The sequence below is a fragment of the Halobaculum sp. MBLA0147 genome (assembly GCF_041361345.1).
In the GTDB taxonomy this organism is placed as follows: domain Archaea; phylum Halobacteriota; class Halobacteria; order Halobacteriales; family Haloferacaceae; genus JAHENP01.
Genome location: NZ_JBGKAD010000001.1, coordinates 2,041,715 through 2,062,788, shown reverse-complemented (window position 1 = coordinate 2,062,788; position 21,074 = coordinate 2,041,715). Strand labels below are relative to the sequence as shown.

The 21,074-nt window shown below is 69.0% G+C and carries 22 protein-coding genes, 2 tRNA genes and 1 pseudogene; 17 read left to right on the top strand and 8 right to left on the bottom strand.

The genetic code is table 11. From position 1 onward, the window contains the following. Positions 1-32: 32 nt before the first annotated feature. The gene (locus tag RYH80_RS09795; RefSeq protein WP_370903683.1) at positions 33-572 is read left to right on the top strand and encodes an SRPBCC family protein; all 540 of its coding nucleotides are present in this window, start codon (positions 33-35) and stop codon (positions 570-572) included. A gap of 40 nt (positions 573-612) precedes the next feature. Here RYH80_RS09795 and RYH80_RS09790 read toward each other — a convergent pair whose 3' ends face one another. Next, entirely contained in the window at positions 613-1,077 is a 465-nt protein-coding gene (locus tag RYH80_RS09790) for an RNA-binding domain-containing protein (protein WP_370903682.1), read from the bottom strand. 1 nt (position 1,078) lies between these two features. Next, positions 1,079-1,744 carry an AAA family ATPase gene (locus RYH80_RS09785; RefSeq protein WP_370903681.1) on the bottom strand — a complete coding sequence of 222 codons (666 nt, stop codon included), beginning with the start codon at positions 1,742-1,744 and terminating at the stop codon, positions 1,079-1,081. A 93-nt stretch (positions 1,745-1,837) separates the two neighbouring features. Between RYH80_RS09785 and RYH80_RS09780 the strand changes: the two genes are divergently transcribed. Next, positions 1,838-1,942 (top strand) — tRNA-Arg (locus RYH80_RS09780). A gap of 130 nt (positions 1,943-2,072) precedes the next feature. Here the strand turns inward: RYH80_RS09780 and RYH80_RS09775 are convergent. Next, positions 2,073-2,951 carry a hypothetical protein gene (locus RYH80_RS09775; protein WP_370903680.1) on the bottom strand — a complete coding sequence of 293 codons (879 nt, stop codon included), beginning with the start codon at positions 2,949-2,951 and terminating at the stop codon, positions 2,073-2,075. A 170-nt stretch (positions 2,952-3,121) separates the two neighbouring features. On the opposite strand from RYH80_RS09775, the gene RYH80_RS09770 reads away from it, so the two are divergent. After that, positions 3,122-3,736: an OB-like fold-containing membrane protein gene (locus tag RYH80_RS09770; RefSeq protein ID WP_370903679.1), complete on the top strand. Its 615-nt coding sequence runs from the start codon at positions 3,122-3,124 to the stop codon at positions 3,734-3,736. Between the two features lie 3 nt (positions 3,737-3,739). Further along, a complete protein-coding gene (locus tag RYH80_RS09765; protein WP_370903678.1) occupies positions 3,740-4,318 on the top strand; it encodes a metal-dependent hydrolase in 579 nt (192 codons plus the stop codon). A 10-nt stretch (positions 4,319-4,328) separates the two neighbouring features. Here RYH80_RS09765 and RYH80_RS09760 read toward each other — a convergent pair whose 3' ends face one another. Then, positions 4,329-5,636, bottom strand: a complete 1,308-nt coding sequence (locus RYH80_RS09760; RefSeq protein WP_370903677.1) for a M48 family metallopeptidase — start codon at positions 5,634-5,636, stop codon at positions 4,329-4,331. A 142-nt stretch (positions 5,637-5,778) separates the two neighbouring features. Here RYH80_RS09760 and RYH80_RS09755 point away from each other — a divergent pair, with 142 nt between their 5' ends. From RYH80_RS09755 to RYH80_RS09745, 3 genes are read left to right on the top strand one after another with little or no spacing between them, the layout of a single operon-like run. Beyond that, entirely contained in the window at positions 5,779-6,438 is a 660-nt protein-coding gene (locus RYH80_RS09755) for a hypothetical protein (RefSeq protein WP_370903676.1), read from the top strand. 26 nt (positions 6,439-6,464) lie between these two features. Beyond that, positions 6,465-6,611 (top strand): hypothetical protein, encoded by a 147-nt coding sequence (locus RYH80_RS09750; protein ID WP_370903675.1) that lies wholly within the window; start codon positions 6,465-6,467, stop codon positions 6,609-6,611. Continuing rightward, complete coding sequence (locus tag RYH80_RS09745) at positions 6,604-6,753, top strand: hypothetical protein (protein WP_370903674.1); 150 nt, start codon at positions 6,604-6,606, stop codon at positions 6,751-6,753. The genes RYH80_RS09750 and RYH80_RS09745 overlap by 8 nt, the downstream gene beginning before the upstream one ends. Before the next feature lie 23 nt (positions 6,754-6,776). Here RYH80_RS09745 and RYH80_RS09740 read toward each other — a convergent pair whose 3' ends face one another. Beyond that, positions 6,777-8,132 carry an ATP-binding protein gene (locus tag RYH80_RS09740; RefSeq protein ID WP_370903673.1) on the bottom strand — a complete coding sequence of 452 codons (1,356 nt, stop codon included), beginning with the start codon at positions 8,130-8,132 and terminating at the stop codon, positions 6,777-6,779. Positions 8,133-8,273: 141 nt separating this feature from the next. Between RYH80_RS09740 and RYH80_RS09735 the strand changes: the two genes are divergently transcribed. The 3 genes from RYH80_RS09735 to RYH80_RS09725 all read left to right on the top strand — a co-directional run bounded on the left by RYH80_RS09735 (position 8,274) and on the right by RYH80_RS09725 (position 10,927). Continuing rightward, on the top strand, positions 8,274-8,912 hold the full coding sequence (locus tag RYH80_RS09735) for a hypothetical protein (protein ID WP_370903672.1): 639 nt from the start codon (positions 8,274-8,276) through the stop codon (positions 8,910-8,912). A 138-nt stretch (positions 8,913-9,050) separates the two neighbouring features. After that, positions 9,051-10,187: a thiolase family protein gene (locus RYH80_RS09730; protein WP_370903671.1), complete on the top strand. Its 1,137-nt coding sequence runs from the start codon at positions 9,051-9,053 to the stop codon at positions 10,185-10,187. Between the two features lie 149 nt (positions 10,188-10,336). Beyond that, positions 10,337-10,927, top strand: a complete 591-nt coding sequence (locus tag RYH80_RS09725) for an IMP cyclohydrolase (protein WP_370903670.1) — start codon at positions 10,337-10,339, stop codon at positions 10,925-10,927. A gap of 138 nt (positions 10,928-11,065) precedes the next feature. On the opposite strand, the gene RYH80_RS09720 is transcribed toward RYH80_RS09725, so the two are convergent. Next, positions 11,066-12,172: a DUF7351 domain-containing protein gene (locus RYH80_RS09720; protein ID WP_370903669.1), complete on the bottom strand. Its 1,107-nt coding sequence runs from the start codon at positions 12,170-12,172 to the stop codon at positions 11,066-11,068. A gap of 322 nt (positions 12,173-12,494) precedes the next feature. On the opposite strand from RYH80_RS09720, the gene RYH80_RS09715 reads away from it, so the two are divergent. The 3 genes from RYH80_RS09715 (at position 12,495) to RYH80_RS09705 (ending at position 14,014) form a co-directional block, all read left to right on the top strand. Further along, positions 12,495-12,806: a PadR family transcriptional regulator gene (locus tag RYH80_RS09715; protein ID WP_370903668.1), complete on the top strand. Its 312-nt coding sequence runs from the start codon at positions 12,495-12,497 to the stop codon at positions 12,804-12,806. A 128-nt stretch (positions 12,807-12,934) separates the two neighbouring features. Beyond that, positions 12,935-13,846, top strand: coding sequence for a YncE family protein (locus RYH80_RS09710; RefSeq protein ID WP_370903667.1), 912 nt, complete (start codon positions 12,935-12,937; stop codon positions 13,844-13,846). Positions 13,847-13,941: 95 nt separating this feature from the next. Beyond that, positions 13,942-14,014 (top strand) — tRNA-Gln (locus RYH80_RS09705). Positions 14,015-14,201: 187 nt separating this feature from the next. Here the strand turns inward: RYH80_RS09705 and coxB are convergent. Next, a complete protein-coding gene (coxB, locus tag RYH80_RS09700) occupies positions 14,202-14,993 on the bottom strand; it encodes a cytochrome c oxidase subunit II (protein WP_370903666.1) in 792 nt (263 codons plus the stop codon). Between the two features lie 238 nt (positions 14,994-15,231). Between coxB and RYH80_RS09695 the strand changes: the two genes are divergently transcribed. The 4 genes and pseudogenes from RYH80_RS09695 to ygfZ all read left to right on the top strand — a co-directional run bounded on the left by RYH80_RS09695 (position 15,232) and on the right by ygfZ (position 19,176). Further along, the gene (locus RYH80_RS09695; protein WP_370903665.1) at positions 15,232-16,662 is read left to right on the top strand and encodes a heme o synthase; all 1,431 of its coding nucleotides are present in this window, start codon (positions 15,232-15,234) and stop codon (positions 16,660-16,662) included. A gap of 3 nt (positions 16,663-16,665) precedes the next feature. Then, a complete protein-coding gene (locus RYH80_RS09690; protein WP_370903664.1) occupies positions 16,666-17,364 on the top strand; it encodes a DUF7546 family protein in 699 nt (232 codons plus the stop codon). Positions 17,365-17,547: 183 nt separating this feature from the next. Then, positions 17,548-17,838: pseudogene (locus RYH80_RS09685) on the top strand (DUF6432 family protein); the annotation flags it as partial. A 189-nt stretch (positions 17,839-18,027) separates the two neighbouring features. Then, complete coding sequence (gene ygfZ, locus RYH80_RS09680; RefSeq protein WP_370903663.1) at positions 18,028-19,176, top strand: CAF17-like 4Fe-4S cluster assembly/insertion protein YgfZ; 1,149 nt, start codon at positions 18,028-18,030, stop codon at positions 19,174-19,176. A gap of 117 nt (positions 19,177-19,293) precedes the next feature. Here ygfZ and RYH80_RS09675 read toward each other — a convergent pair whose 3' ends face one another. Continuing rightward, the gene (locus RYH80_RS09675; protein ID WP_370903662.1) at positions 19,294-20,925 is read right to left on the bottom strand and encodes a DNA-directed DNA polymerase II small subunit; all 1,632 of its coding nucleotides are present in this window, start codon (positions 20,923-20,925) and stop codon (positions 19,294-19,296) included. Between the last annotated feature and the right edge of the window lie 149 nt (positions 20,926-21,074).

Sequence of the window (21,074 nt, the reverse complement as noted above, 5' to 3'; positions counted from 1 at the left end):
ACCGCTTAGGCGTCGGCCGCGCTAGGTGTGGTATGGAACTCTCCGCGACGACGGTGATCGACGCGCCGGTCGCCGAGGTGGTCGCGTTCGTCGACGACCCGGACGCGCAGGTGCTGGTGACGCCGGCGGTGACCGGGATCGCCGACGTGCGCGAGAAACCCGACGGCGGCCGACGGATGCTGTACGGTTACCGGATCGCCGGACTGGTGCTCACCGGGGCGATGGAGACGACGACGTACGACCCACCCGACCGGATCGCGTTCGCGATGAGCGGCGACCTGGCGGGCGAGATCGAGTGGACCTTCGAACCGGTCGGCGACGACCGGACGCGGTTCACCTACACCGCTCGCTACGACCTCGGCGCGGTGCCGTTCGGGTCGCTGCTCGGCCCACTGCGGCCACTCCTCGCGTGGTACAACCGGCGCGAACTGCGCCGTGCCGTCGAGAACACGTGCCGTGCCGTCGAGTCCGACGGCCAGTGGCTCCCCGGCGGCGAGAGCGAGCGCCCCCGCGACCGCTCGACCGACGGCGACGCGGCCGAGTCGGTGTCGATCCCGGTCGAGTCGCGGTGAGGTTCGGGTCGCCACCGACGTTGCCCTGGGACGCCGCTCGTCACCGCTCGCCCGCACCGCCGGGTCCACTCGAAGCGCCGCGTCCGTCGCCGTCGGGGTCGACCGGCGTCCCGTCGCGAGTCGGCGGCGCGACGTGGTCGACGTACTCTGCGACGGAGGGCTCGCGGACGGTGACGGTGACGGTGATCTCGCCCAACTCGTCGGACTCGCCGACGGCGAAGTTGACGACCCCCTCGTAGGCGGCCTGTTTCTTCAGCGCGAACGAGAACCCCTCCTCGTCGGCGTCCTCGAGGAACTCCCGACGCGCGGTGTCGAGGATCTCCTGGTCGTGGAGCCGGTCGGAGAAACCCTGCAGCGAGTGGGTCTCCGCGACGACGCGCCCCGGCTCGCTGTGGACCTCGACGTCCGGGAACAGCGCCTCGACGGCGTCGATCACCCGGTCGGTCACCTCCGTGTCCGCGACGGGGGTCTCGATGCGCGCGTCGACGCTGTAGATCGTCGTCATCTCACTCCGCCTCCGGCGTGTCCGCCGTCGCGTCGTCGCGCTCCCCCTGTCGCTCGCCCTCGTCGCCACCGGCGGGGTCGTCGCCATTCGCGGACGCCTCGTCCGTCGCTCGGTCCCCGCCGGCATCGGCGTCGTCGACACCCAGCAACTCGCGGATTCGGGAGTGGTAGGCGGCCAACGAGCCGGTGTTGTCGACGGTCACGTCGGCGCGGTCCATCACCTCGACGAGGCCGAAGGACTTCTCGCGGTCCTCGCGTTCGCGGAACGCCTCGCGGTCCCCGTCGGAGTCGTCGCGGCCGCGGTCGGCGGCGCGCTCGGCTCGAACCTCGAACGGTGCCTCGACGGCGACGAGTGTGAACGCGTCGCCGAAGGCGTCGCGGAACGTGTCGAGTTCCGCGGGGGCACGGAGCCCGTCGACGAGCACCACGTCGTCGTCGACGGCGCGGAGCCGCTCGACGGTGCGGTCGGCGATGGCGGTCGGGCCGTCCTCCTCGCGGAGTCGTTTCGCCACGGTGCCGTGGTGTTCCGCCGGGTCGAGTCCGCGGTCGCGGCAGGCGTCTCGGATCACGTCACCCATCGTCACGACGGGGATGTCGGCCTCCCGGGCGACGGTCGCGGCCTCACCCTTCCCGCTGCCCGGCAGTCCGACGGTTCCCAGTACTCGCATCGGGGCGGACTACTCCGTAGGCGCCCCTAAACCCTGTGGGAGCCGCGAGTCAACCGGGTCGCTTTTTGCGGTCGCGGCGTCACTGTCGGGCGAGGGCGCGTAGCTCAGTCCGGATAGAGCGTCGGACTTCTAACCGCGTCGGCGCCGCCGTCGTGGGGAGCCATCCGACGGTCGTGGGTTCGAATCCCACCGCGCCCGTATCGAGGCTCGAACGTCGTGAGCACCGCGTGACGAGCGATCCGAGGACGGGGCCTGCGACGTGTGACGACACGGCGAAACACTCGGAGAGTCGGAGAGCCGACGAGAAGAGCGCAGAAGACGCGACCGCTCAGTACCGCGTCGGCAGGAACGCCAGCGCGATCAAGAACGTCGCACCGGCGACGGTGACGATGCTGACACCCCACATCCCGTTCTCGTGCTCTTTGAAGGTGTCCTGGTCGTTCTGGTACTGCTGGTAGACCGTGTAGTCGTCCGACAGGACGAGCGTGTCGTTGTCGGGGAAGTGCGCGAAGTACCGCTGGTCGCCGACCGTGACGTTGGCGTGGTTCGAGACGGAGATCTCGACCTCCTCGGGGGAGACCCGCGAGAGACGCGCCTCGTCGGCACTCACTGCCGCGACGGTGAACTCCTCGCCCGCGAACTGTACCGACTCACCCCCGTCGAAGACGTACGTCTCCGGCTCGGGGAAGTACTCCTCGGTGGGGAGCAGCGTCCGCGTGCCGTCGTCGGCCTCGCGGACGACGTACTCCGTCCCGTCGACGGTCTGCGTCTCGTTGAGGACGCTGGAGTCGTTCTGGAGGATCGCGGTGCGGTCGATCACCTCACGCAGGGTCACGTCCGTGTCGTTGGGACCCTCGATCTCGGCGACGTAGGTGTCGTTCTGGTAGGTCACCTCGGAGCCGTTACCCCACGTCTCGGTGGCGAGCGCGGACTCGTTCGTCCAGACGATGGTCCCCGAGCGGACCAACTCGGCGCCGCCACCACCACCGCCGTGGCCACCGCCGCCACCACTCGACTGCATCTCGGCGTCGATCGTGTCGACGGTGTACGTCGTCCCGTCGAGTGTGAACTCGTCGGACTCGCTCAACTCGTGGTCCGGATCCTCGAACGCCAACTCCGGCGGCGTGGCCACACTGATGAGCGAGAACGAGGCCACCCCGATCACGAGGAGGAGGACGGCGTACAACGCCGCAGCGCGTCGTTGCATACCGCCGACTCGCACGTGACGGCGTTTAGCCGTTACGTTTCCGCCCCCTCGCCGCCGAGCAGTGTCGTCCCTCACCTCACCGCCGAGTGGTGCCGTCCCCCTCGTCACGTCGGACCGGCAGTCGGCGTCCGAGCACAACAGCCAACTACCACGTCCCCCTGCGTCGACTCGTGAGACCGGACGACTCGGAGCTGTCGTCGGACGACGACCCTCGACGCGGCCGCGTCCGTCGAGCGGCGGCGGTGTCGGTGCTCCTCGTCGTGCTCGCTGGCCTCCTCGTCGGGTACGGCGTCCAGTTCGCCGGGAGTAGTGCCTACCCCGACGCCGGCGAACTGGCGAGCGACTACCCGGAGCACGTCGGCGAGCGGGTCCACCTGTGGACGACGGTGGTCGCGGTGCGAAGTGGTGGCGAGACGGCCACCGACGGACGGCGAGCCTCGGTCGTGGTCGCGGCCGACCCACTCGAACTCGTCGTCGTCGGGCTCTCTCCCGACACCGTATCGTCCGGGGACCACGTCCAGGTGTACGGGGAACTCCGTCCGGGACGTCGGATCGCCGTCACGGAGACCGTCGTCGTCTCGTCACAGCGACGCACGTCACTGTACGTCGTCTCCGTGGTCGGGATCCTCTTCGCGACGGGGTGGTTCCTCCGGCGCTGGCGGCTCGACACGGATCGGCTCGTCGTCGTTCCGCGATTGACCGACTCTGACGGCGAGACCAGAGAAGAGACGCCCGACGAGACTGGCGGAGGGCCGGTCGACACCGACACGTCGGAGGGTGGGTGAGTCGTGGCCGACCTGCTCACACACGTCCTCGTCGTCGCCGCCGTCGGGACACTCGCGGCGCGGCGTGGACTCGTCGCACGGCGCTTCCTCCCCCTCGCGGCGGTCGGAGCGGTGGCGCCGGACGCGACGAAGCTCACACTCCTGCTCGGCGTCCAGTGGGGTCGCGTCGGCGGAATTCCGTACTCGGCGTGGGGGTACCACACGCTGGGCGGTGTCGCCGTCGTCGCCGCACTCGGTGCCGTGATCGTCCGGCGTGGCGACCGAGGACCGGCCGCGCTGGCGCTCGCCGCCGGCGGTGTGAGCCACCTCTGTCTCGACCTGCTGGTGATCCGTGCCGACGGCGTCGCGCCGCCGTACCTCTACCCGCTCACGGACTGGCTCCCGCCCGCGGGGAACGTCTACCTGAGTTCGGACTACTGGCCCGCCGTCGTCGCCTGCTGTCTCGCCGGCCTCGTGTGGCTCCTCGACAGACACGTCGACCCGCCGACCGACGACCCGCCAGACGGCCACGTTGCGGACGACGAGCCGTCAGATGGCCACGCTGCGGACGACACTCCGCCGACCGACGACCGAGAACCGTAGAGCGTCGCGCTCAGTCGGAGGCGGCTCCGGGATCTGCGCCGCGGTCTGTGCTGCCGTCACCGGGCGCGTCTACGTCCGGGTCGAGGTCGCGGACGCGGCGGATGCGCTCGGGAATCGGCGGGTGGTCGTAGTGGAACGTCTCGTACCACGGGTGCGGGAACGGCGTCGAGAGGTTGTCGGCCGCCAACTGCGCCAGCGCACGCGCCATCGCGTCGCCGCCGATCACCTCGACGGCGTAGGCGTCGGCGTCCCGCTCGTACGACAACGAGACGTAGTTCTCCAGCGGACTGGTCAGGCGGTTCAGCGGCGCGATCCACAACACGCCGAGGAACAGTCCGACGTACGCCGTCTCCGGTACCGCGAACGGGGCGTAGACGACGCCCGACTCGACGAGCCACCCCAACACGGCGAACACGACCGCGAACCGCACCGCACCCAGTGCGACGAACTTCCAGATGTGGCCCTCGCGCCAGTGGGCGAGTTCGTGTGCGAGCACACTCTGGACCTCGTCCGTCTCCATCCCCTCGACGAGCGTGTCGTACAACACCACCCGTTTGGCCGGGCCGAACCCGACGAAGTAGGCGTTCGAGTGCGAGGAGCGCCGGCTCGCGTCCATCTCGTACACCTCGTCCGTGCGGTAGCCCGCCCGCTCGAACACCTCGTCGACGGCGTCCCGCAGCGGACTCTCCTCGACGGGTGTGAACTCGTTGAACAGCGGGTCGATCACGCGCGGTTTGATCACCGTGAACGCGATCGTGAACGCCATCACCAGCCCCCACCCGGCCGCCGGCCACAGCGGAACCGCCTCGACGAACCACAACAGCGCCCCGCCGAGCAACACCGCGAACACCAGCGAGATCGCAGTCCCGATCACCTGATCACGGAGCCACAGCCCGAGCGTCTGGTTGTTGAACCCGTACACCTCCTCGACGACGAACGTGTCGACGACGTCGAACGGCACCGACAGCAGTTGGATCGCGAGCACGAGCCCGACGACGAAGACGAGCCCCTCGACGAGCGGCGACAGTCCGAGTGCGTCGAGTGCGCCGACGAGGTCGGCGAACAGCCCCGAGAAGAGGACGAGCAAGAGGAGGCCCAGCGTCACCCACGACTGGAGTTTGGAGACGCCGGTCTTCACGCGGTGGTACGACAGCGCCTCCTCCGGGTCGTCGATCCCCAACTCGGAGACGATCCACTCGCTGTTGTCGGCGACGGCCGTCTCCTGGTGCCGGAGGTTCACCACGCTCAACGCGGTGAAGAACGCCTCCGTCCCGACCAGGAGGACGCCCAGCCCGACCGCGGCGAGTAGTCCGTCCATGTGTGGTGTGTGCTGGGGAGTGACGGATCGAAAAGGTGTCGGGAGACGTGTCTTTCCTATCTGTATTTCAGTGTAATATAACAAATAGTCTATGTAGACTTCTATCAAAAACTTCAATTGATACGCACTAGTAACGTACCGCATGACAGCGGACGAGTCGGACGGGTCGTCGGATACCGAGATAGATATCCTCGAGATTGCGAGAGAAGAGGCACACAGGACCATCGATCAACAGGTATCTACACTCAACGACATCGACACGAAGGCCGCCAAGATTCTACGACTGAACCTCATACTTCTGAGTATCTCTCTCACCGGGTTCTCCGTGGTAGGCAGTAGCCGACTCTCCGGAATCACCACGGGCGCCCCACAGTCGGGCAGTGGATTCGTGGTAGCTGGGTTCGTTTCGATACTCGTCTCGACAGCCTTGGCTGCACTGACGTACACCGCATCGAGTATGCGGGAAGGCCTGAGTGGGCGCGACTTGAACAGTTTACTCTACGGTGAATACACCGACCGTGAGAAGCTGTACGGTATCGTCGACAGTTACTCCGAGTGGGCGCAGGTGAACTTCAAAACGAATACGAAAAACGCACCGCTGGGTACGGCGACAGTGTCGTTCCTCGTCTACGGAATCGTCTGTCTCGCTGTCGGCGTATACGGAATCCTGTCTTCTGGAGTCCCGCTGTGGATGACTTTCCTCGTGATCTGTGCGTTGCTCATCTACACGTGGCGAACGGGTATCGTCGGACAGTTAAGACGGTACTGGCGGTACAGGGACCTCGACCCCACCGAAGATTGAACACGTTTGGCCGTCTACAACGAGTCATGAGCACTGACACTCCGAAACAATCCGACAAAGGGTCCGAAGAACCGGACCCAGAGGATGTCCCGTCGTTCGAAGGTCAGGTCGTCTTCAAGGGCCACTTCGAGTCGATCGGCGACGGAGAAACTCGTCGGGCGACCGATGAGTGACAGCGGCGAGTCGTCCAGTGACGACGAACCCACAGAAGAAGACGATCAAACTGTCTCCTCTGACGACGTACCGTCTTTCGAGAGCCAACTGATCACCAACGACACGGAAGCAGAGGCGAAATCCGACCCGGACGACGACTGAGCCACTCGCCGCTCCGTGGGTCGTCAGTGGTCGTGATCGTGCTCGTGTTCGTGACCGCCGTCACCCGCGACCGCGGCGCCCTCGCCGTCGATCATGTCCATGTTCTTGAGGTTGTCGCGCTCCTCGAAGTCGCTCACGGCGTCCATCACGTCGGCCTGCGTGATCGTCCGCCGGCCGTCGGTCAGCGCCTCCAACACCGCCTCACGGAGCACCATCCGGAGGTCGCTCCCGGTCAACCCCTCCGTCTTGTCGGCGACGACCTCCGGGTCGAAGTCGCCGATCTCCATCTCGCGGGTGATGATCCGGAGGATGTCGGCCCGCATCTCCCGGTCCGGCTTCGGGAAGTTGACGATCTCGTCGAACCGGCGCCACGCGGCGGCGTCCAACTGGTCTGGGTGGTTCGTCGCCGAGATCAACAACACCTCGTCGTTGATCAGCGAGATGTCGTCGATGGACTTCAACAGGGTGTTCACCGCACGCTTCAGGGCGGCGTGTTCGTCGCTGCGACGGGTCTTCGCGACGGAGTCGAACTCGTCGATGAAGAGGATACACGGCGCGAGCCGCTTGGCGACCTCGAAGGTCTTCTCGACGTTCTTGGCCGTCTCGCCGAGGTACTGACTCGTCACCATCGACAGCTTCACCTCGACGACCGGGAGCCCCAGGTCGTGGGCGATCCCGCGGGCGACGCTGGTCTTCCCCGTCCCGGGCGGGCCGACGAACAGCAGCTTCCCGATCTCGCGGAGGCCGATCTCCGCGAGGTAGTCGCGGTGTTCGATGGCGGTGACGAGCTTCTGGATCTCTCCCTCCTGGTCGCCGGTCAAGACGAGATCGTCGAGTGTCGTCTCGATCTCCTCGGGGGCGCGGACGGTGACCAGGTCGAGCATCTCCGCGTCCTCGTCCTCCTCCTCGTCGAAGTACTCCTCCAGCAGGGCGTCGATCCAGACGCGGTCCGCCTGGATCGGACGGGTGTCGTCGCGCGCCTCCTCGTAGGTCACGTCCACGTCGGCGTCGGTCTCCTCGGCGAGTTTCGCGAGCACCGGGTTCGACCGGACGCGCTCGTCGTCGACCCGGTCGAGCAGCCAGGAGGCGGCCATCTCGGGTTGGGTGAGCGAGAGCGTGCCGTCGAACTCGTCGCGCTCGGTGAACAGTTCGTCGGAGACGGCCGCCCACGGGCGTTCCACGCCGGTGGCGGTGGTCGCAGTCGACTCCGTGACCCGGAGTGGACGCTGAATCCCGCCCGGGCCGTCCTCGTCGTCGTGGTCCGTCCAGAACACACGACGGTACCGCGGGGGGAGGTCGTCGGCGTCCAGCGACCGGTCGTCGTCGAACCGGCTGGCCGTCACGAGGAGCTCGACCACGTCGACTGCCGGGTCGTTCATCCTCCATCTCTTCGGGCGGGAATCTGTTAAGGGCGTCGGAGAGGCGCCGCGCGACGGGATCACACCCGACGGTGGCGGCTCACAGTCGGTGTCGACCGCCCACAAAGCACACGTTCACGACGGCGGACGACCCCGACACGGATGCCAGAGCGACGAGCCGTCCTCGCCACCCTGTCGACGCTCACCCCGCTGTCGACACTCGTCGCCGGGTGTGCGGGGACCGGTGGTTCCGAGACGACAACTGAGCGTACACCGACTCGAGAGCCGACACCGACGCAGAGTGAGACGACGACACGAACTGCGACGACGAGCCCGACGCAGACACCCGACGAGTCGACGGGGACGACGAGTACACCGACCCCGACGCCGGGACCACCGGCGTCGTACCTCCCGAACGAGGGAGACGGCTGGGAGCGACTCGGCACGGACGGGGCAGACTGGGGGTATCTCGGGGGGACGGCGGGCGTCCGCGCTCGGTACGGTGGCCCCGAGGGAGTCACCTTTCAGTTCGTCGCGATGCGGGTGCGCGACGGGGCCGACCCGGCGCAGATCGGTCGCAACTGGCAGTGTCCCGGCGACGTGACGGTCGTCACCGTCCACCCGCCGTACGTCCTCGCGGCGAGTTCCGGGACGAAACAGACCCCGCGGACGCCGGACTTCGCGCCGTGGATGGACACGACGCCAGTTCCGGGCGCGGCACCGCGAGCACGGGAGTTGCTGGTGCGGTCGCCGCGACTCGACGACGACCGCGTCGCCGCCGGCCGAGTCGACTGTGGGTGATCGGTCCGGGTGGACGCCCTCGTCACCACTCACGACGAACGCTGGCCCTCCGCTCGGAGCCACGCACCCGGACCAAACACCCCGCAACCCACCCGCCGTTCTGGCGGATTTATACCGGTTCGTCACACACGCCCACACATGGCCACACCCGTCATCGCGGCCGCGTACCGAACCCCGTTCGGGAAGGCAGACGGCGTCTTCGCGGAGACGCGCAGCGAGGACCTCTCGACGGCACTGATCGACCACACGCTCGCCGAGACCGGGATCGACCCCGACGACGTCGACGACCTGATGTGGGGCGTCGCCCAGCAGCGCGGCGAGCAGGACAACAACGTCGCCCGCGTGATCGCGCTGCTCTCGGAGTTGGGCGAGGGGACGCCGGCGACGAGCATCAACCGCTGGTGTGCCTCCTCGATGCAGGCGATCATCTCGGCGTCCGACGCCGTCGCGGCCGGCAACCGCGACTGCGTGATCGCCGGCGGCGTCGAGAACATGTCCCGCGTCCCGATGGGCGAGGACACCTACCAGGACCTCCACCCGGAGCTGTCGAACGAGTACAACGTGTTCCAGCTCCAGATGGGGATGACCGCCGAGAAGGTCGCCGACGAGTACGAGGTGAGCCGCGAGGCACAAGACGAGTACGCCGCACGCAGTCACCACCGCGCCGCGGCGGCGACGGAGAGCGGGCGGTTCGACGACGAGATCGTCCCGATCGAGACTGAAGAGGGGACGATCACGGAAGACGAGGGTATCCGCCCGGACACGGACGTGGAGACCCTGTCGGAGTTGCCGCCCGCCTTCACCGGGGACGGCACCGTCACGGCGGGTAACTCCTCGCAGTTGACCGACGGCGCGGCGCTCACGCTCGTGACGAGCCGCGAGTTCGCGGACGAGCACGGGCTCGACGTGCTCGCCGAGGTCGGCACGAACAACGTCGCGGGCGTCGACCCGACCGTGATGGGGATCGGCCCGGTGCCGGCGACGCGCGGCCTGTTGGAGCGTGCGGGGACGGAGATCGACGACTACGATCTCGTCGAGTTGAACGAGGCGTTCGCCTCCCAGTGTGAGTACGCCCGTCGGGAACTCGGGATTCCCGAGGACAAGTACAACGTCAACGGCGGCGCCATCGCGTTGGGCCACCCGCTGGGTGCCTCCGGCGCGCGCTTGCCGGTGACGCTGATCCACGAGATGATCGAACGCGACGTGGACCGCGGGCTCGCGACCCTGTGTGTCGGCTTCGGACAGGGTGCCGCCATCGAGTTCGAGCGGTCGTAGCGCACGCGCCCACCCGAGTGGCTCGCGGATCGGCCTCTCGGTCGTCGCGTGTGTCTCCTCTCGGTCGTCGCGTGTGTCCACTCCGGTCGGAGCAGGTGTCCAGTCGCAGTACCGACACCACTAACCTCGCGCCCGGAGAGGGTCCGGCCATGTACGTCGGCAGACTACTGGTGGCCGGACCGCAGATCGGTGCCTACCGCGTCTCCTCGCGGTCGTTTCCGAACAGAGCGATTCGTCGGCGCGACGACGAGACGCTGACCGTCGGCCCGACGGACGACGCCGAGGCGACGGACAACCCGTACGTCTCGTACAACTGCGCTCGCGTCGTCGGCGAGAAACGGCGGCGCGCCGGCGTGATCGGCAACGGGTCACACGTCGACCCCGTGGCGGAGAAGTACGCTCGCGGCTACCCGGCACGCGACGCGCTCGTCGAGGCACTCCACGCCCTGGACTTCGAGAAGGACGACTACGACACCCCGCGAATCGCCGCCGTCGTCGGTCGCGACACCGCCCACGTCGGGATAGTCCGCCGCGACGCACTCCTCGTGGAGGCGGTCGACGAGCCACACCTCGTCGCGACGTACGAACGCGACGCGCCGGAGCCGTTCGCGTTCGAACCGACCACCGCCAGCGCCGCCGCCAAGAGCGCCTACGCGTTGGAGTTCGAACACGAGGTGTGTGCCGCCGGCGTCCACGTCGGGGACAACTCCGTCGGACTGGCCGTCGAGAACGGCGACTGACGCCGCAGAGTCACGGCGAGGGTCCCACGACGAACCGGCTAACGGCCGCGGCAGGTGGCGTCTCGGGGAGAGCCAGCTCACAGCCGCTGCGGGTGGCGTCCCGGGGAGAGCCAGCCCACGGCCGCCGCGGGTGGCGTCTCAGGGAGAGCCGCCCCACGGCCGCGGCGGCGTGCCGGTCGGCGCGTCCCACTCGTCGTCCGCGTCGGCCGCGTCCCACTCGTCGTCGTCTTGGTCCCCCGTCGCGGGCGGTCCGATCCGGAGGTCGTCGTCGACGACGAACCGCGGGCCGTCGGGCGGGTCGACCGCGACGCGGAGGCCCTCGTCCGTCTCGATCGGCTCGACCGGCCAGCCTGCGGCCGTCGCGAACCGCTCCCAGGCGGTCGCGTCGCCGTCGGTCGTCGCCAGCGCCGCCGTGACGACCGGACTGTCGGTCCTGGCGAAGGCGACCGGGGAGACGTGGTGCAAGCCACACACCGTACACGCGAGCCCGACGACGGCACCGAGCGCGTAGCTGCACGTCTCACAGATCCCCTCGTCGTCGTGGTCGGAACAGACGGCGAGTTCGGACGCGACCCCACCGCCGCAGGTCGGACACACGTCCGCCGCCATCGCCGCACACTCCAGTTCGTACCGGAGGTGGACGCGTTCCAGCACTTGCCGTCCCGAGCGCCCGGCGACACCCGCGGGCGGGTACTCCAGCGAGGACAGCGTCCCGGTCGGCACCGCCGGGTCCGCCGTGTGTCCCGGGCAGTCGCGACACCGCGTCGTGACACGCTGATCGTCGTACGAGACTACCACCGTCCCACCACACTGCGGACACGCCGTCTCCGCGGCCGGCTCCGAGAGCGTCGGGTCGCCCGCGCCGAAGTTCCCCAAGACGAGACGAGCCACCGTCGCGCCGGTCTGGTCGAGCGAGTAGCCCCCCTCCGACTTCGAGACGAAGAACTCCCGCAGTTCCGTGAGGTGGTAGTTGAACTTCCCGCTGTCCTCGACCCCGGCGGCGGCCTGCAGTTCCGAGTACGGTACCGCCCGCTGTCCGGGGCCGTCGTCGGCCCGCGCCCGCTCGTACAGTGCCTCGAGGATCGACAGCCGCGTCTCGTCGCCGAGACAGGCGAACGCCGCCACCGGGTCGACGGCCGACGCGTCGGTGATCGTGGTGTCGTCCCCACTCGTGTCGTCGCCCGCCGTCTCTCTCCCGGACCGGTCGTCATCGCGTCCTCCGTCACCACCCGTGTCGTCGCTCACGCTGTCCCCCCACGCGCGGCCGTGCCGGTCCCCGTCCGGTCGTGTTCCAGACTCGTCGCACGTACACTCGACACAACCACTACGAACAGAATAAGTTTTCCCACGGTTCGGTCCGGGCCGAACCCGACACCGGCGGCGGGGTGACGTGACTCGGCCGGAGGGGTCGACGAGGTCGGACACACGAGAATCGGCGGGGGCGACTGCGAGGAGACTGCCGGGGTCGACCGCGATGAGACCACCGTGATCGACCGCGAGCGGTCGGTGAAACCGGAGTTTCAGCCACCGGGCGGTCTATAACGGATCGTCACGTCACGGGAATCGTATGGACGACGATCTGACCGCCTTCCAGCGCGACGTGTTGTACACGGTCGCCTCGCTGGGGGACCCGTACGGCCTCGCGATCCGAGACGAGCTCTCCGACTACTACGGGACGGAGGTGAACCACGGGCGACTGTACCCGAACCTCGACGAACTCGCCGACCGTGGCTACCTCGTGAAGACCTGTCACGACGAGCGCAAGAACACCTACAGTCTCACCGACCGCGGCCGCGCGCTCATCGTGGAACGTCACGAGTGGGAGGCCGACTGTATCCTCCAGCGCTCGGAACGCCCCGCACCCGAGCCGACGGCGTAGGGACGGGCGACTCGACCGCCACCACCCGCGTTCGCAGCCGCTGCCAGCGACGCGACCCACGAACCGTCGGTTCCGGCGACCGCCGCCGCCGACGCCGTCGTTTTGTCGCGGCGGACCTAGCGGGGAGTGTGACCGAACTCGTCGTTCTCAACAAGGACGCGGACAGCGTCTGGTACCTCGACGCCGACACGGGTGAGCACCTCGCCACCGTCGAGACCGACTTCAATCCCCACGAGGTTGTCGTGACGCCCGACGGCGACCACGCCGTCGTCACCTGCTCGCTCGGCGACTCGCTGCTCGTCCTCGACAACGCGTCGCGCGAGGTCGTCCACCGGTTCGAACACGAGCTGTTCGACTTCCCACACGGGCTGGCGATCCGAGAGTCGGCCGACGAGCTGTGGCTCGCCTCGACGTACAGCAGCCAACTGTTCGTGTTCGACCTCGACTCGTGGGAGTTGCTGGAGACGGTCCCGACTCACCAGGAGCACTCCCACATGGTGACGTTCTCGCCGGACGAGACGACGGCGTACGTCGCCAACATCGGCAGCGACACGATCAGCGTCGTCGACGCAGACGAGCGCCGCGTCGTCGCCGATCCGCCCGTCGGCGAGGGGCCGGAGGGGATCGCGACGGACCCGGACACCGGCGAGATCCTCGTCGCGAACCAGGACGACGGCCGCCTCTCCGTGCTCGACCCGGAGACGTACGAGTCGGAGGTGGCACTGCTCGGCGAGACACCGATCCGGGTCGTCGTCGACCCCGCCGGGCGGTACGCGCTCGTCCCGAACCGGGAGTCGGACGACGTGTCGGTGATCGACACGGAGTTCGTCCGCGACGGGGAGCGCCGCCCGTGGGAGGTCGCCCGCGTGCCGGTCGGGATCCACCCCGGAGGCACCGTCTTCGACCCCGACGGCGGGCGCGCGTTCACCGCGAACAACAAGACCAACGACGTGTCCGTGATCGACACCGAGGCCCGCGCAGAGGTCGCACGCTACGACACCGGGATCCACCCGGACGGGATCGACATCGTCCCCGAGTGACCACACTGGCTCGTCGTCACGACCGGCCTCCCGGCCGTCACGCTCGGCGCGATCCACAAGACTGAAATTGGCCCGCGAGTTACTGGTAGGTACACAGTTCCGTGGGGTAGTGGCCAATCCTGTTGCCTTCTGGGGGCAACGACGAAGGTTCGAATCCTTCCGGAACTACTTCCTCCGACGCTCGCTCGGCCAGTGACGGCTGTCTCGTCGCCCGTGCGAGCACGTCGTACACACCAGCAGCGACACGAATCACTCACGAGCGGCGACACCTACCAGTCACGGGCGCCGACACTCGCCGATCGTGAGACGACGGTTCGAGAGGAGAGACGACGCGTACGAGTCGGCGCGACGGTCGTCAGGCCGGCGCGACGGAGGCGTTCGCGGAGTCGGCCGCCTCGCTCGTCTGTGCCTGCAGGAAGCGGTCGTAGGTGTCCTGCTCGACGACGACCACGTTGAAGTACATCTTCGAGTGGCCCTGTCCGCAGTACTCCGCACAGTACCCCTGGTAGACGCCAGTCTCCGTGGCGGTCGTCCGGATCGTGTTGTTCTGCCCCGGGATGGAGTCCTGCTTCAGCCCCATGTCCGGGACGTGGACCGCGTGGAGCACGTCCTGGGAGGTGGTGGTGATGTACACCGGTTCACCCTTCGGGATCACGATGATCGGCCCGCTCACGTCCTGTTCCTCGACCACGTCGAGGCTCACGTCGGCGGCGGTGAGCTTCTCGATCCCCTGGTCCGGGTAGTTCATGTTCCAGTTCCACTGGTAGGCGACCGCCTCCACCTCGACGGCGTCGTCGGGTGCCGCCTGGGTGTTCGTCACGTCCGGGTTCGCGAGCACGCCGTAGGAGGCGACCCCGACGAACAGGAGGATCACCGCCGTCGCGACGGTCCAGGTGATCTCCAGCCGACGGTTCTCCTTCGTGGGTTGGGCCTCGTCGGCGTCCTTGAACTTCAGTACGGTGTACAGCAGGATCGCCTCGACGAGGATCGTGATCGGCACCGCGACCACCAACAGCCGGAAGTTGAGCCCGTCGATCAACTGCTGGGTGGTCGAGGCCTGTGCCGCCGCGGGGCTCGCGAACACCACGGTCGCGAGCGCCGCCGCGAGCAGTCCTCGGGCGAGGCTCCCGAGTCGCTTGGCCGTCATTACGCCGCGCTTGGCCCAGCGTACGTAAATACCTACTGTTGTGCGTCTCGCCGCCCGACGGCGGCAGTTCGGGGTAGAACGAGCCCGCCGAGGTCGGACGCCAGACACGACCGCGAGGCGGCTCCGAGACGGACACGAGTCCACCCGTCGACCGCCGCGCGAGCGGACCAGACTCCCACGGACGTGGTCCGAAGCGGGGGGTTGATATGTCGCCAGTCGGTAGCTTCGCCGACCAACGATGGACCGTCTCCCGGGCCTCCTCGCGGCCACTGCGATGGGTGTGTACCTCCTGCTCGTCGTCGGTGCGACGACGACCGTCACGGGAGCCGCAGCCGCCTGCGTCGGCTGGCCGCTGTGTGACGGGGGCGTCGCCACGACCACGCCGGCGCTCGTCGCTCTCGGCCACCGTGTCGTCGCCGCGCTCGTCGGGCTGCTCCTCGTGGCGACGGCCGGCGTCGCCGTCCGCGAACGCCCCGGCCGGCGGGTCGCGGGCGCGCTCGGTCTCGCGACCGTCCTGTTCCCGGTGCAGGCCGCGCTGGGTGCGTTCGTCGCGACGGCCGGCGGCGAGACGGCGCTGGCGACGCTGGCCGGCACGGCCGTCGCCGCACGGACGGTCCACCTCCTCGTCGGACTCGGGATCTTCGGCGGGCTACTCGCCGCGCTCGCGTGGGAACTGGAGGCGTTGACCGGCGACCCGGACGACACGCCGACGGACCCGCCGAGTGGTCCGGCGGCCGTCGACACGGAGCCGCTCGACGGCGGAGCGGCGCCGTCCGTGCCGGGGTGGCGCGAGGACCCGCTGCGTCGCGGGTGGCTCACCGCGACGGCGTACTACCGACTGACGAAACCGCGTCTCATGTGGCTGCTGTGTCTCGTCGCCGCCGCCGCGATGGCGCTGGCACGCGGTCCGGAGTTGTCTGCCCAGACGGTCGGCGTCACGCTCGTCGCCGGGGCGCTGTCGATCGGCGCCTCGGGGACGTTCAACCACGTGTTGGAGCGCGACGTGGACCGGAAGATGCAGCGGACGAACGACCGCCCGCTGGCGGTCGATCTGGTGTCGGTACCCAACGCCGTCGCCTTCGGGACGGTGCTCGCTGTCGTCTCCGTCGGGCTGTTCGCGTCGATCAACCTCCTGACGGCCGTGTTGGGGCTGACGGCGATCGTGTTCTACTCCGTCGTCTACACGCTGTTGCTCAAGCCGAACACGGTCCAGAACACGGTGATCGGCGGTGCGGCCGGGGCACTGCCGGCGCTGATCGGCTGGGCGGCCGTCACCGGTGATGTCGGGATCGGTGGCCTCGGCGTGGCGGCGTTGATCTTCCTGTGGACGCCGGCCCACTTCTACAACCTCGCACTCGCGTACGAGGACGACTACGAGCGGGCGGGGTTCCCGATGCTCCCGGTCGTCCGCGGGGAGACGACCACGCGCCGGCACATCCTCTGGTACCTCGGCGCGACGCTGGCGACCGCGGCGGCGTTGGTCGGGTTGGCGCGACTCGACTGGCTGTACGCGCTCACCGGGGTCGTCCTCGGCGGAGTGTTCCTGTGGGCAGTCGTCCGTCTCCACTACGAGCGCGACGAGTCGGCCGCGTTCCGGGCGTTCCACGCCTCGAACGCCTACCTCGGGACGCTGCTGTTGGCCGCCGTCGTCGACTCGCTGGTGGTGTGAGCGATGGCGACCGACGCCGCGTCGCAGCCACTGTTCTCGCTGCCGGTCGTCGGGCCGGTGACGCGGCGGAGTCTGCTCGTGTGGACCCTCGTCGTGAACGCCGAGCTGGCGGCGGTCGTGGCGTACTTCGCGTTCACGGACGCGACGCTGTCCTCGCCGCTGTTCACGCTGTACGGACTCCTCTGGGTCGACGCCGCGCTGCTCGTGTTCGCGCGGTACGACCTCCCGGAGGCGACCGGATCGCGAGCCGTCCCGACCCTCGTCGCCGCGGGATACGGTCTCCTCCTGTTCGTCTTCGGCGGCGTCGTCGGCCCGTCGACGCCGGTGACGCCGCTCGGGTGGGACGTGTCGCTGCTCCCGCCCGGCTGGGGGCCGGCGGTCGTCTACGGCGGGCAGCGGGTGGCGGCCGTGGTGATGCCCGCGAAGGTGTTGGGGTACGGCGCTCTGGTGTACCTGCTGTACGGGAGTCTGCTGGAGGCGTCGCGAGCGGGGCTCGCCGGGCTGCTCGGACTGTTCTCGTGTGTCTCGTGTTCGTTCCCGATTCTCGCGGGTGCGGTCGCGGCGACCGTCGGCGGCGGCGGCGTCGTCGCCGCGCTCGTGACGGGTGTCGGCTACGGCCCCTCGACGGCCGTCTTCCTCGTCTCACTCGCGCTCCTGTGGTGGCGCCCCGGCTTCGCGACGCTCCGGCGGCTCCGGGGGTGAGGAGAGGTGAGGTGCGGTGAGGAGAGGTGAGGTGCGGTGAGGAGAGGTGAGGAGAGGTACGGTGAGGTGAGGTCGAACGACGCGAGGCGGACCGAGTCGAAGTAGGCCGACGTGAGGCGGGGCGGGGACGGCGTCGTGAACCCCCTCGCAAAGTGTAAGCCGTCGCCGACCGTTGGGTCTCGTATGCCCGCACGGGCGGAGTTCCGCGACCGCGACGCCACGGAGGTGGCAGTTCTCGACGCGTTAGTCGGGCGTGCCGACGACGGGATGACCGTCCTCGAGTTGCGGTCGCACGTCGACGCCGACATCGACCGGATCGAGTCGGCGCTGACCGCACTCAAAGGCGACGGCCTCATCCGGGTCGAGGAGGGCGACGGCACCGTCTGGCTGTACCCCGACGACCGCGTCGTCCCCGACCCCGGCGAGTCACCCGGCGACGACCCCGGGCTGTTCGAGGCCGTCCGGCAGGCGCTGTTCGGTCGCGACCCCGCGAGCGACGGCGGCGAACCGACGACCACGCTCGGCCGCCTCCGCAGACGCCTCCGCCGGTTCTTCCGGTGACGCCGTCGGGCACGGGGTTGCCAGGGCGCGCCCCGAGGCTGCGACCACAACGGCGCGTCCAGACACGGGTTCGTTTTGCCGCTCGGGGTCGTACGGCAGGGTATGACCCTGGTCGGCGACACACACGAGACGTACGGCGCGACGTTCGAGGAGCGAGGCGGGCGACGGCGTGTCGCACACTACGGTCGCCCGGACAGTGCCGTCCGGGCGGTCCGCAACGGCGTCGGGGTGTGCGAGATGGCCTACGGCGTCGTCCGCGTCGAGGGTGACGACCGCGTCGACTTCGTCGACGACGCCGTCTCGAACCGCGTCCCGCGTACCGACGGCGAGGGGGTGTACGCACTGCTGCTCGACCCGCAGGGTGGGATCGAGACGGAGTTGTACGTCTACAACGCCGACGAACGGCTCCTGTTGTTCGTCCCGCCCGAGCGGACGACGCCGCTGGTCGAGGACTGGTCGGAGAAGGTGTTCATCCAGGACGTGTCCATCGCGGACGCGACGGAGGAGTACGCCGTCTTCGGCGTCCACGGTTCGGGGTCGACGGAGAAGGTCGCCTCCGTGTTGAACGGCGCCGGCGCGCCGGAGCCGCCGCTGTCGTTCGTCCGCGGGTCGATGAACGACGCCGGCGTCACGGTGATCGCGACGGACGCCCCGACCGGCGAGGAGGGGTACGAGGTGATCTGTGCGGCCGCCGACGCCGAGCAGGTCTTCGACACGCTGCTCACGCGCGGGCTCAACGCCGCGCCGTTCGGCTACCGCACGTGGGAGACGTTGACCGCCGAGGCCGGGACGCCGCTGTTCGACACGGAGCTCGTCGGCCAGCTCCCCAACGTGGCCGGCGTCCGCAACGGCCTCGACTTCGAGAAGGGGTGTTACGTCGGTCAGGAGGTCGTCTCGAAGGTGGAGAACCGTGGCCGGCCGAGCCGACGGCTGGTGGGGCTGTTGCCCGAGCGGCTCCCGACCGCCGACGCGGCGGTGTTCGACGGGGACAGTGCCGTCGGGGAGGTGACCCGTGCGGTCGACTCGCCGACGCTGGACCGCCCAGTCGCGCTCGCGTACGTCGACTTCGACGTGCCCGTCGGCCCGTCGCCGGCCGACACAGAGTCGGTGGACGCGGATGCCGACGACACCACCGTCACCGTCCGTGTCGACGGCGAAGAGGTGCCCGCGACGGTCGTGACGCTCCCGTTCGTCGCCGGCAGCGCGCGCTCGGCGCGGACGCCGACGTACCCCGAGGCGGCCTCGGAGTAGTGGCCCCCCAGACCGTGTCGGAGTGAGCGACTCCACAGGTAGGGTCGAAGTGAGTGGCTCCGCAGACGGTGTCGTCGGCCGGAGTCCGCCGTCACGACACGCCACGCAGCAGTGGACTCACACGAACTTCCGGACGGTCATGTCTAGCGTGTCGAGGTCGATGATGGGCGCACGTCCCACGTCGGGGTCGATGTTGACGGACTTCTGGAAGTCGGTCTGGGCCTGCCAGCAGCCGGTGTTGACCGCGAGGACGTTGTGGTACTTCCCCCACCCGACCTTGTGGACGTGACCGGTGTGGAACACGTCCGGCACCTCGTCCATCACGAGGTAGTCCTCCGCCTCGGGGGCGAGTCGGATCTTCCCGCCGTACTGCGGGGCGACGTGTCGCTTCTTCAGCAGTTGGTACATCGCCTCGTGTGGGTCGTCGTAGCTGGCGGCGTCGTCGGGCAACTCCGCGATCAACTCGTCCAGCGAGACGCCGTGGTACATCAGGATCGACACCCCCTCGATCGTCACCGTGGAGGGGTTCCCGGTGATCCGGGCGTCGTGTGCGGACATGATCTCCCGGAGTTCCTCGTCGAAGGCCGGCTGCGGCTCCGCGAGCCGGACGGCGTCGTGGTTCCCGGGGATCATCACGATCTCGATGTCCCCCGGGACGGACTTCAGCCGCTCCGAGAACGCCTCGTACTGGTCGTAGATGTCGACGATGTCCAACTCCTCGTCTTGCCCGGGGTAGACGCCGACCCCCTCGACCATGTCCCCGGCGATGAGGAGGTACTCGACGTTCTCGGCGGCGGGGGTGTGGAGCCAGTCGGCGAACCGTTCCCACGCCTCCGCGACGAACTCCTCGCTGCCGACGTGGACGTCCGAGATCAGCGCCGCCTGCACCTCGCGGTCGGCCGTCGACGGCCGGTAGGTGCGTGGCACGTCCGGGAAGTGGATGTCGTCCGCGAAGATCAGCCCCGAGTCGTCCGACAGCGACCCCTCGACGGCGACGCACTCGTCCAAGAGGAGTTCGTCGACCGTGTCCGCGAGGTCTCGGTCCTTCATCACCAACGCCGGGAAGGTGCCGGTCGTGTCCTCCAACTCGACGAGCCAGTGGCCCGAGGCCGTCGACCGGATGTCGTTCACCAGGCCGACCATCGCCACGTCGCTGCCGGGGGCCATGTCCTCGATAGTGTCGGCCGGGCGGTGGTTGACGCGCCCCCGGAGCTGTCCCGAGAGCCGCTCGTAGCGGTCCCGGAACACCGTGACGAACTCCTCGTACTGGCCCGTGCCGGTCGAGCGCCCCGTCACGTCGTTGGTGATCTCCGCCGGCGACGGGTCGCGGTTCCCGACGCTCGCGGCCGCCTCCCCGAACGTCGGCTCGTCCGGTGTGGGGGTGTCGTCCGACTCGTCCGTGGCAGGTGTGTCGTCCGCGTCCGTCGGCTCGTCCGTGGCGGGTGTGTCGTCCGCCTCCGTCGGCTCGTTCGTCTCGCTCGTGTCTGCCGTCTCTCGCGGGTCGGTGCGCTCGCTCGGGTCGTCTGCCTCCGCGACCGCGTCGGGATCGGGGACCGGCTCCTCGCGGCGGCCCGCCTGGACGTGGGCCGCGGTCAGCTTCACCGCGTCGTCGGGCGCCGCCGCGACCGCGGCCTCCAGCGCCCCCGGCGGGTCGTCGGCCTCCGCGATCAGGGTCACGGCGCCGCGCTCCGCGTTGTACCCCCGTTCTGCGAGCGCCTGCGCGACCCTGACCGGCGTCTCCAGTGGCACGCACGGTGTGACGCCGGTGGCGCGCAAAACGGTTTCGTGTGGGCGGGCTGGCGGACGGGGGTGGGCAGAGGTCGACGGCGACCGCGTGGTCACCGCCCGTCACCCGACGACGGGCGAGCGCGCCGCCTCGCCGCGACTGCGAACGCACT

Excerpts from the sequence above, each read along its gene's own strand:
- RYH80_RS09795 (WP_370903683.1), top strand. The coding sequence starts at position 33 with ATGGAACTCTCCGCGACGACGGTGATCGACGCGCCGGTCGCCGAGGTG.
- RYH80_RS09790 (WP_370903682.1), bottom strand. The coding sequence starts at position 1,077 with ATGACGACGATCTACAGCGTCGACGCGCGCATCGAGACCCCCGTCGCG.
- RYH80_RS09785 (WP_370903681.1), bottom strand. The coding sequence starts at position 1,744 with ATGCGAGTACTGGGAACCGTCGGACTGCCGGGCAGCGGGAAGGGTGAG.
- RYH80_RS09775 (WP_370903680.1), bottom strand. The coding sequence starts at position 2,951 with ATGCAACGACGCGCTGCGGCGTTGTACGCCGTCCTCCTCCTCGTGATC.
- RYH80_RS09760 (WP_370903677.1), bottom strand. The coding sequence starts at position 5,636 with ATGGACGGACTACTCGCCGCGGTCGGGCTGGGCGTCCTCCTGGTCGGG.
- RYH80_RS09755 (WP_370903676.1), top strand. The coding sequence starts at position 5,779 with ATGACAGCGGACGAGTCGGACGGGTCGTCGGATACCGAGATAGATATC.
- RYH80_RS09750 (WP_370903675.1), top strand. The coding sequence starts at position 6,465 with ATGAGCACTGACACTCCGAAACAATCCGACAAAGGGTCCGAAGAACCG.
- RYH80_RS09745 (WP_370903674.1), top strand. The coding sequence starts at position 6,604 with ATGAGTGACAGCGGCGAGTCGTCCAGTGACGACGAACCCACAGAAGAA.
- RYH80_RS09740 (WP_370903673.1), bottom strand. The coding sequence starts at position 8,132 with ATGAACGACCCGGCAGTCGACGTGGTCGAGCTCCTCGTGACGGCCAGC.
- RYH80_RS09735 (WP_370903672.1), top strand. The coding sequence starts at position 8,274 with ATGCCAGAGCGACGAGCCGTCCTCGCCACCCTGTCGACGCTCACCCCG.
- RYH80_RS09730 (WP_370903671.1), top strand. The coding sequence starts at position 9,051 with ATGGCCACACCCGTCATCGCGGCCGCGTACCGAACCCCGTTCGGGAAG.
- RYH80_RS09725 (WP_370903670.1), top strand. The coding sequence starts at position 10,337 with ATGTACGTCGGCAGACTACTGGTGGCCGGACCGCAGATCGGTGCCTAC.
- RYH80_RS09715 (WP_370903668.1), top strand. The coding sequence starts at position 12,495 with ATGGACGACGATCTGACCGCCTTCCAGCGCGACGTGTTGTACACGGTC.
- coxB (WP_370903666.1), bottom strand. The coding sequence starts at position 14,993 with ATGACGGCCAAGCGACTCGGGAGCCTCGCCCGAGGACTGCTCGCGGCG.
- RYH80_RS09695 (WP_370903665.1), top strand. The coding sequence starts at position 15,232 with ATGGACCGTCTCCCGGGCCTCCTCGCGGCCACTGCGATGGGTGTGTAC.
- RYH80_RS09690 (WP_370903664.1), top strand. The coding sequence starts at position 16,666 with ATGGCGACCGACGCCGCGTCGCAGCCACTGTTCTCGCTGCCGGTCGTC.
- ygfZ (WP_370903663.1), top strand. The coding sequence starts at position 18,028 with ATGACCCTGGTCGGCGACACACACGAGACGTACGGCGCGACGTTCGAG.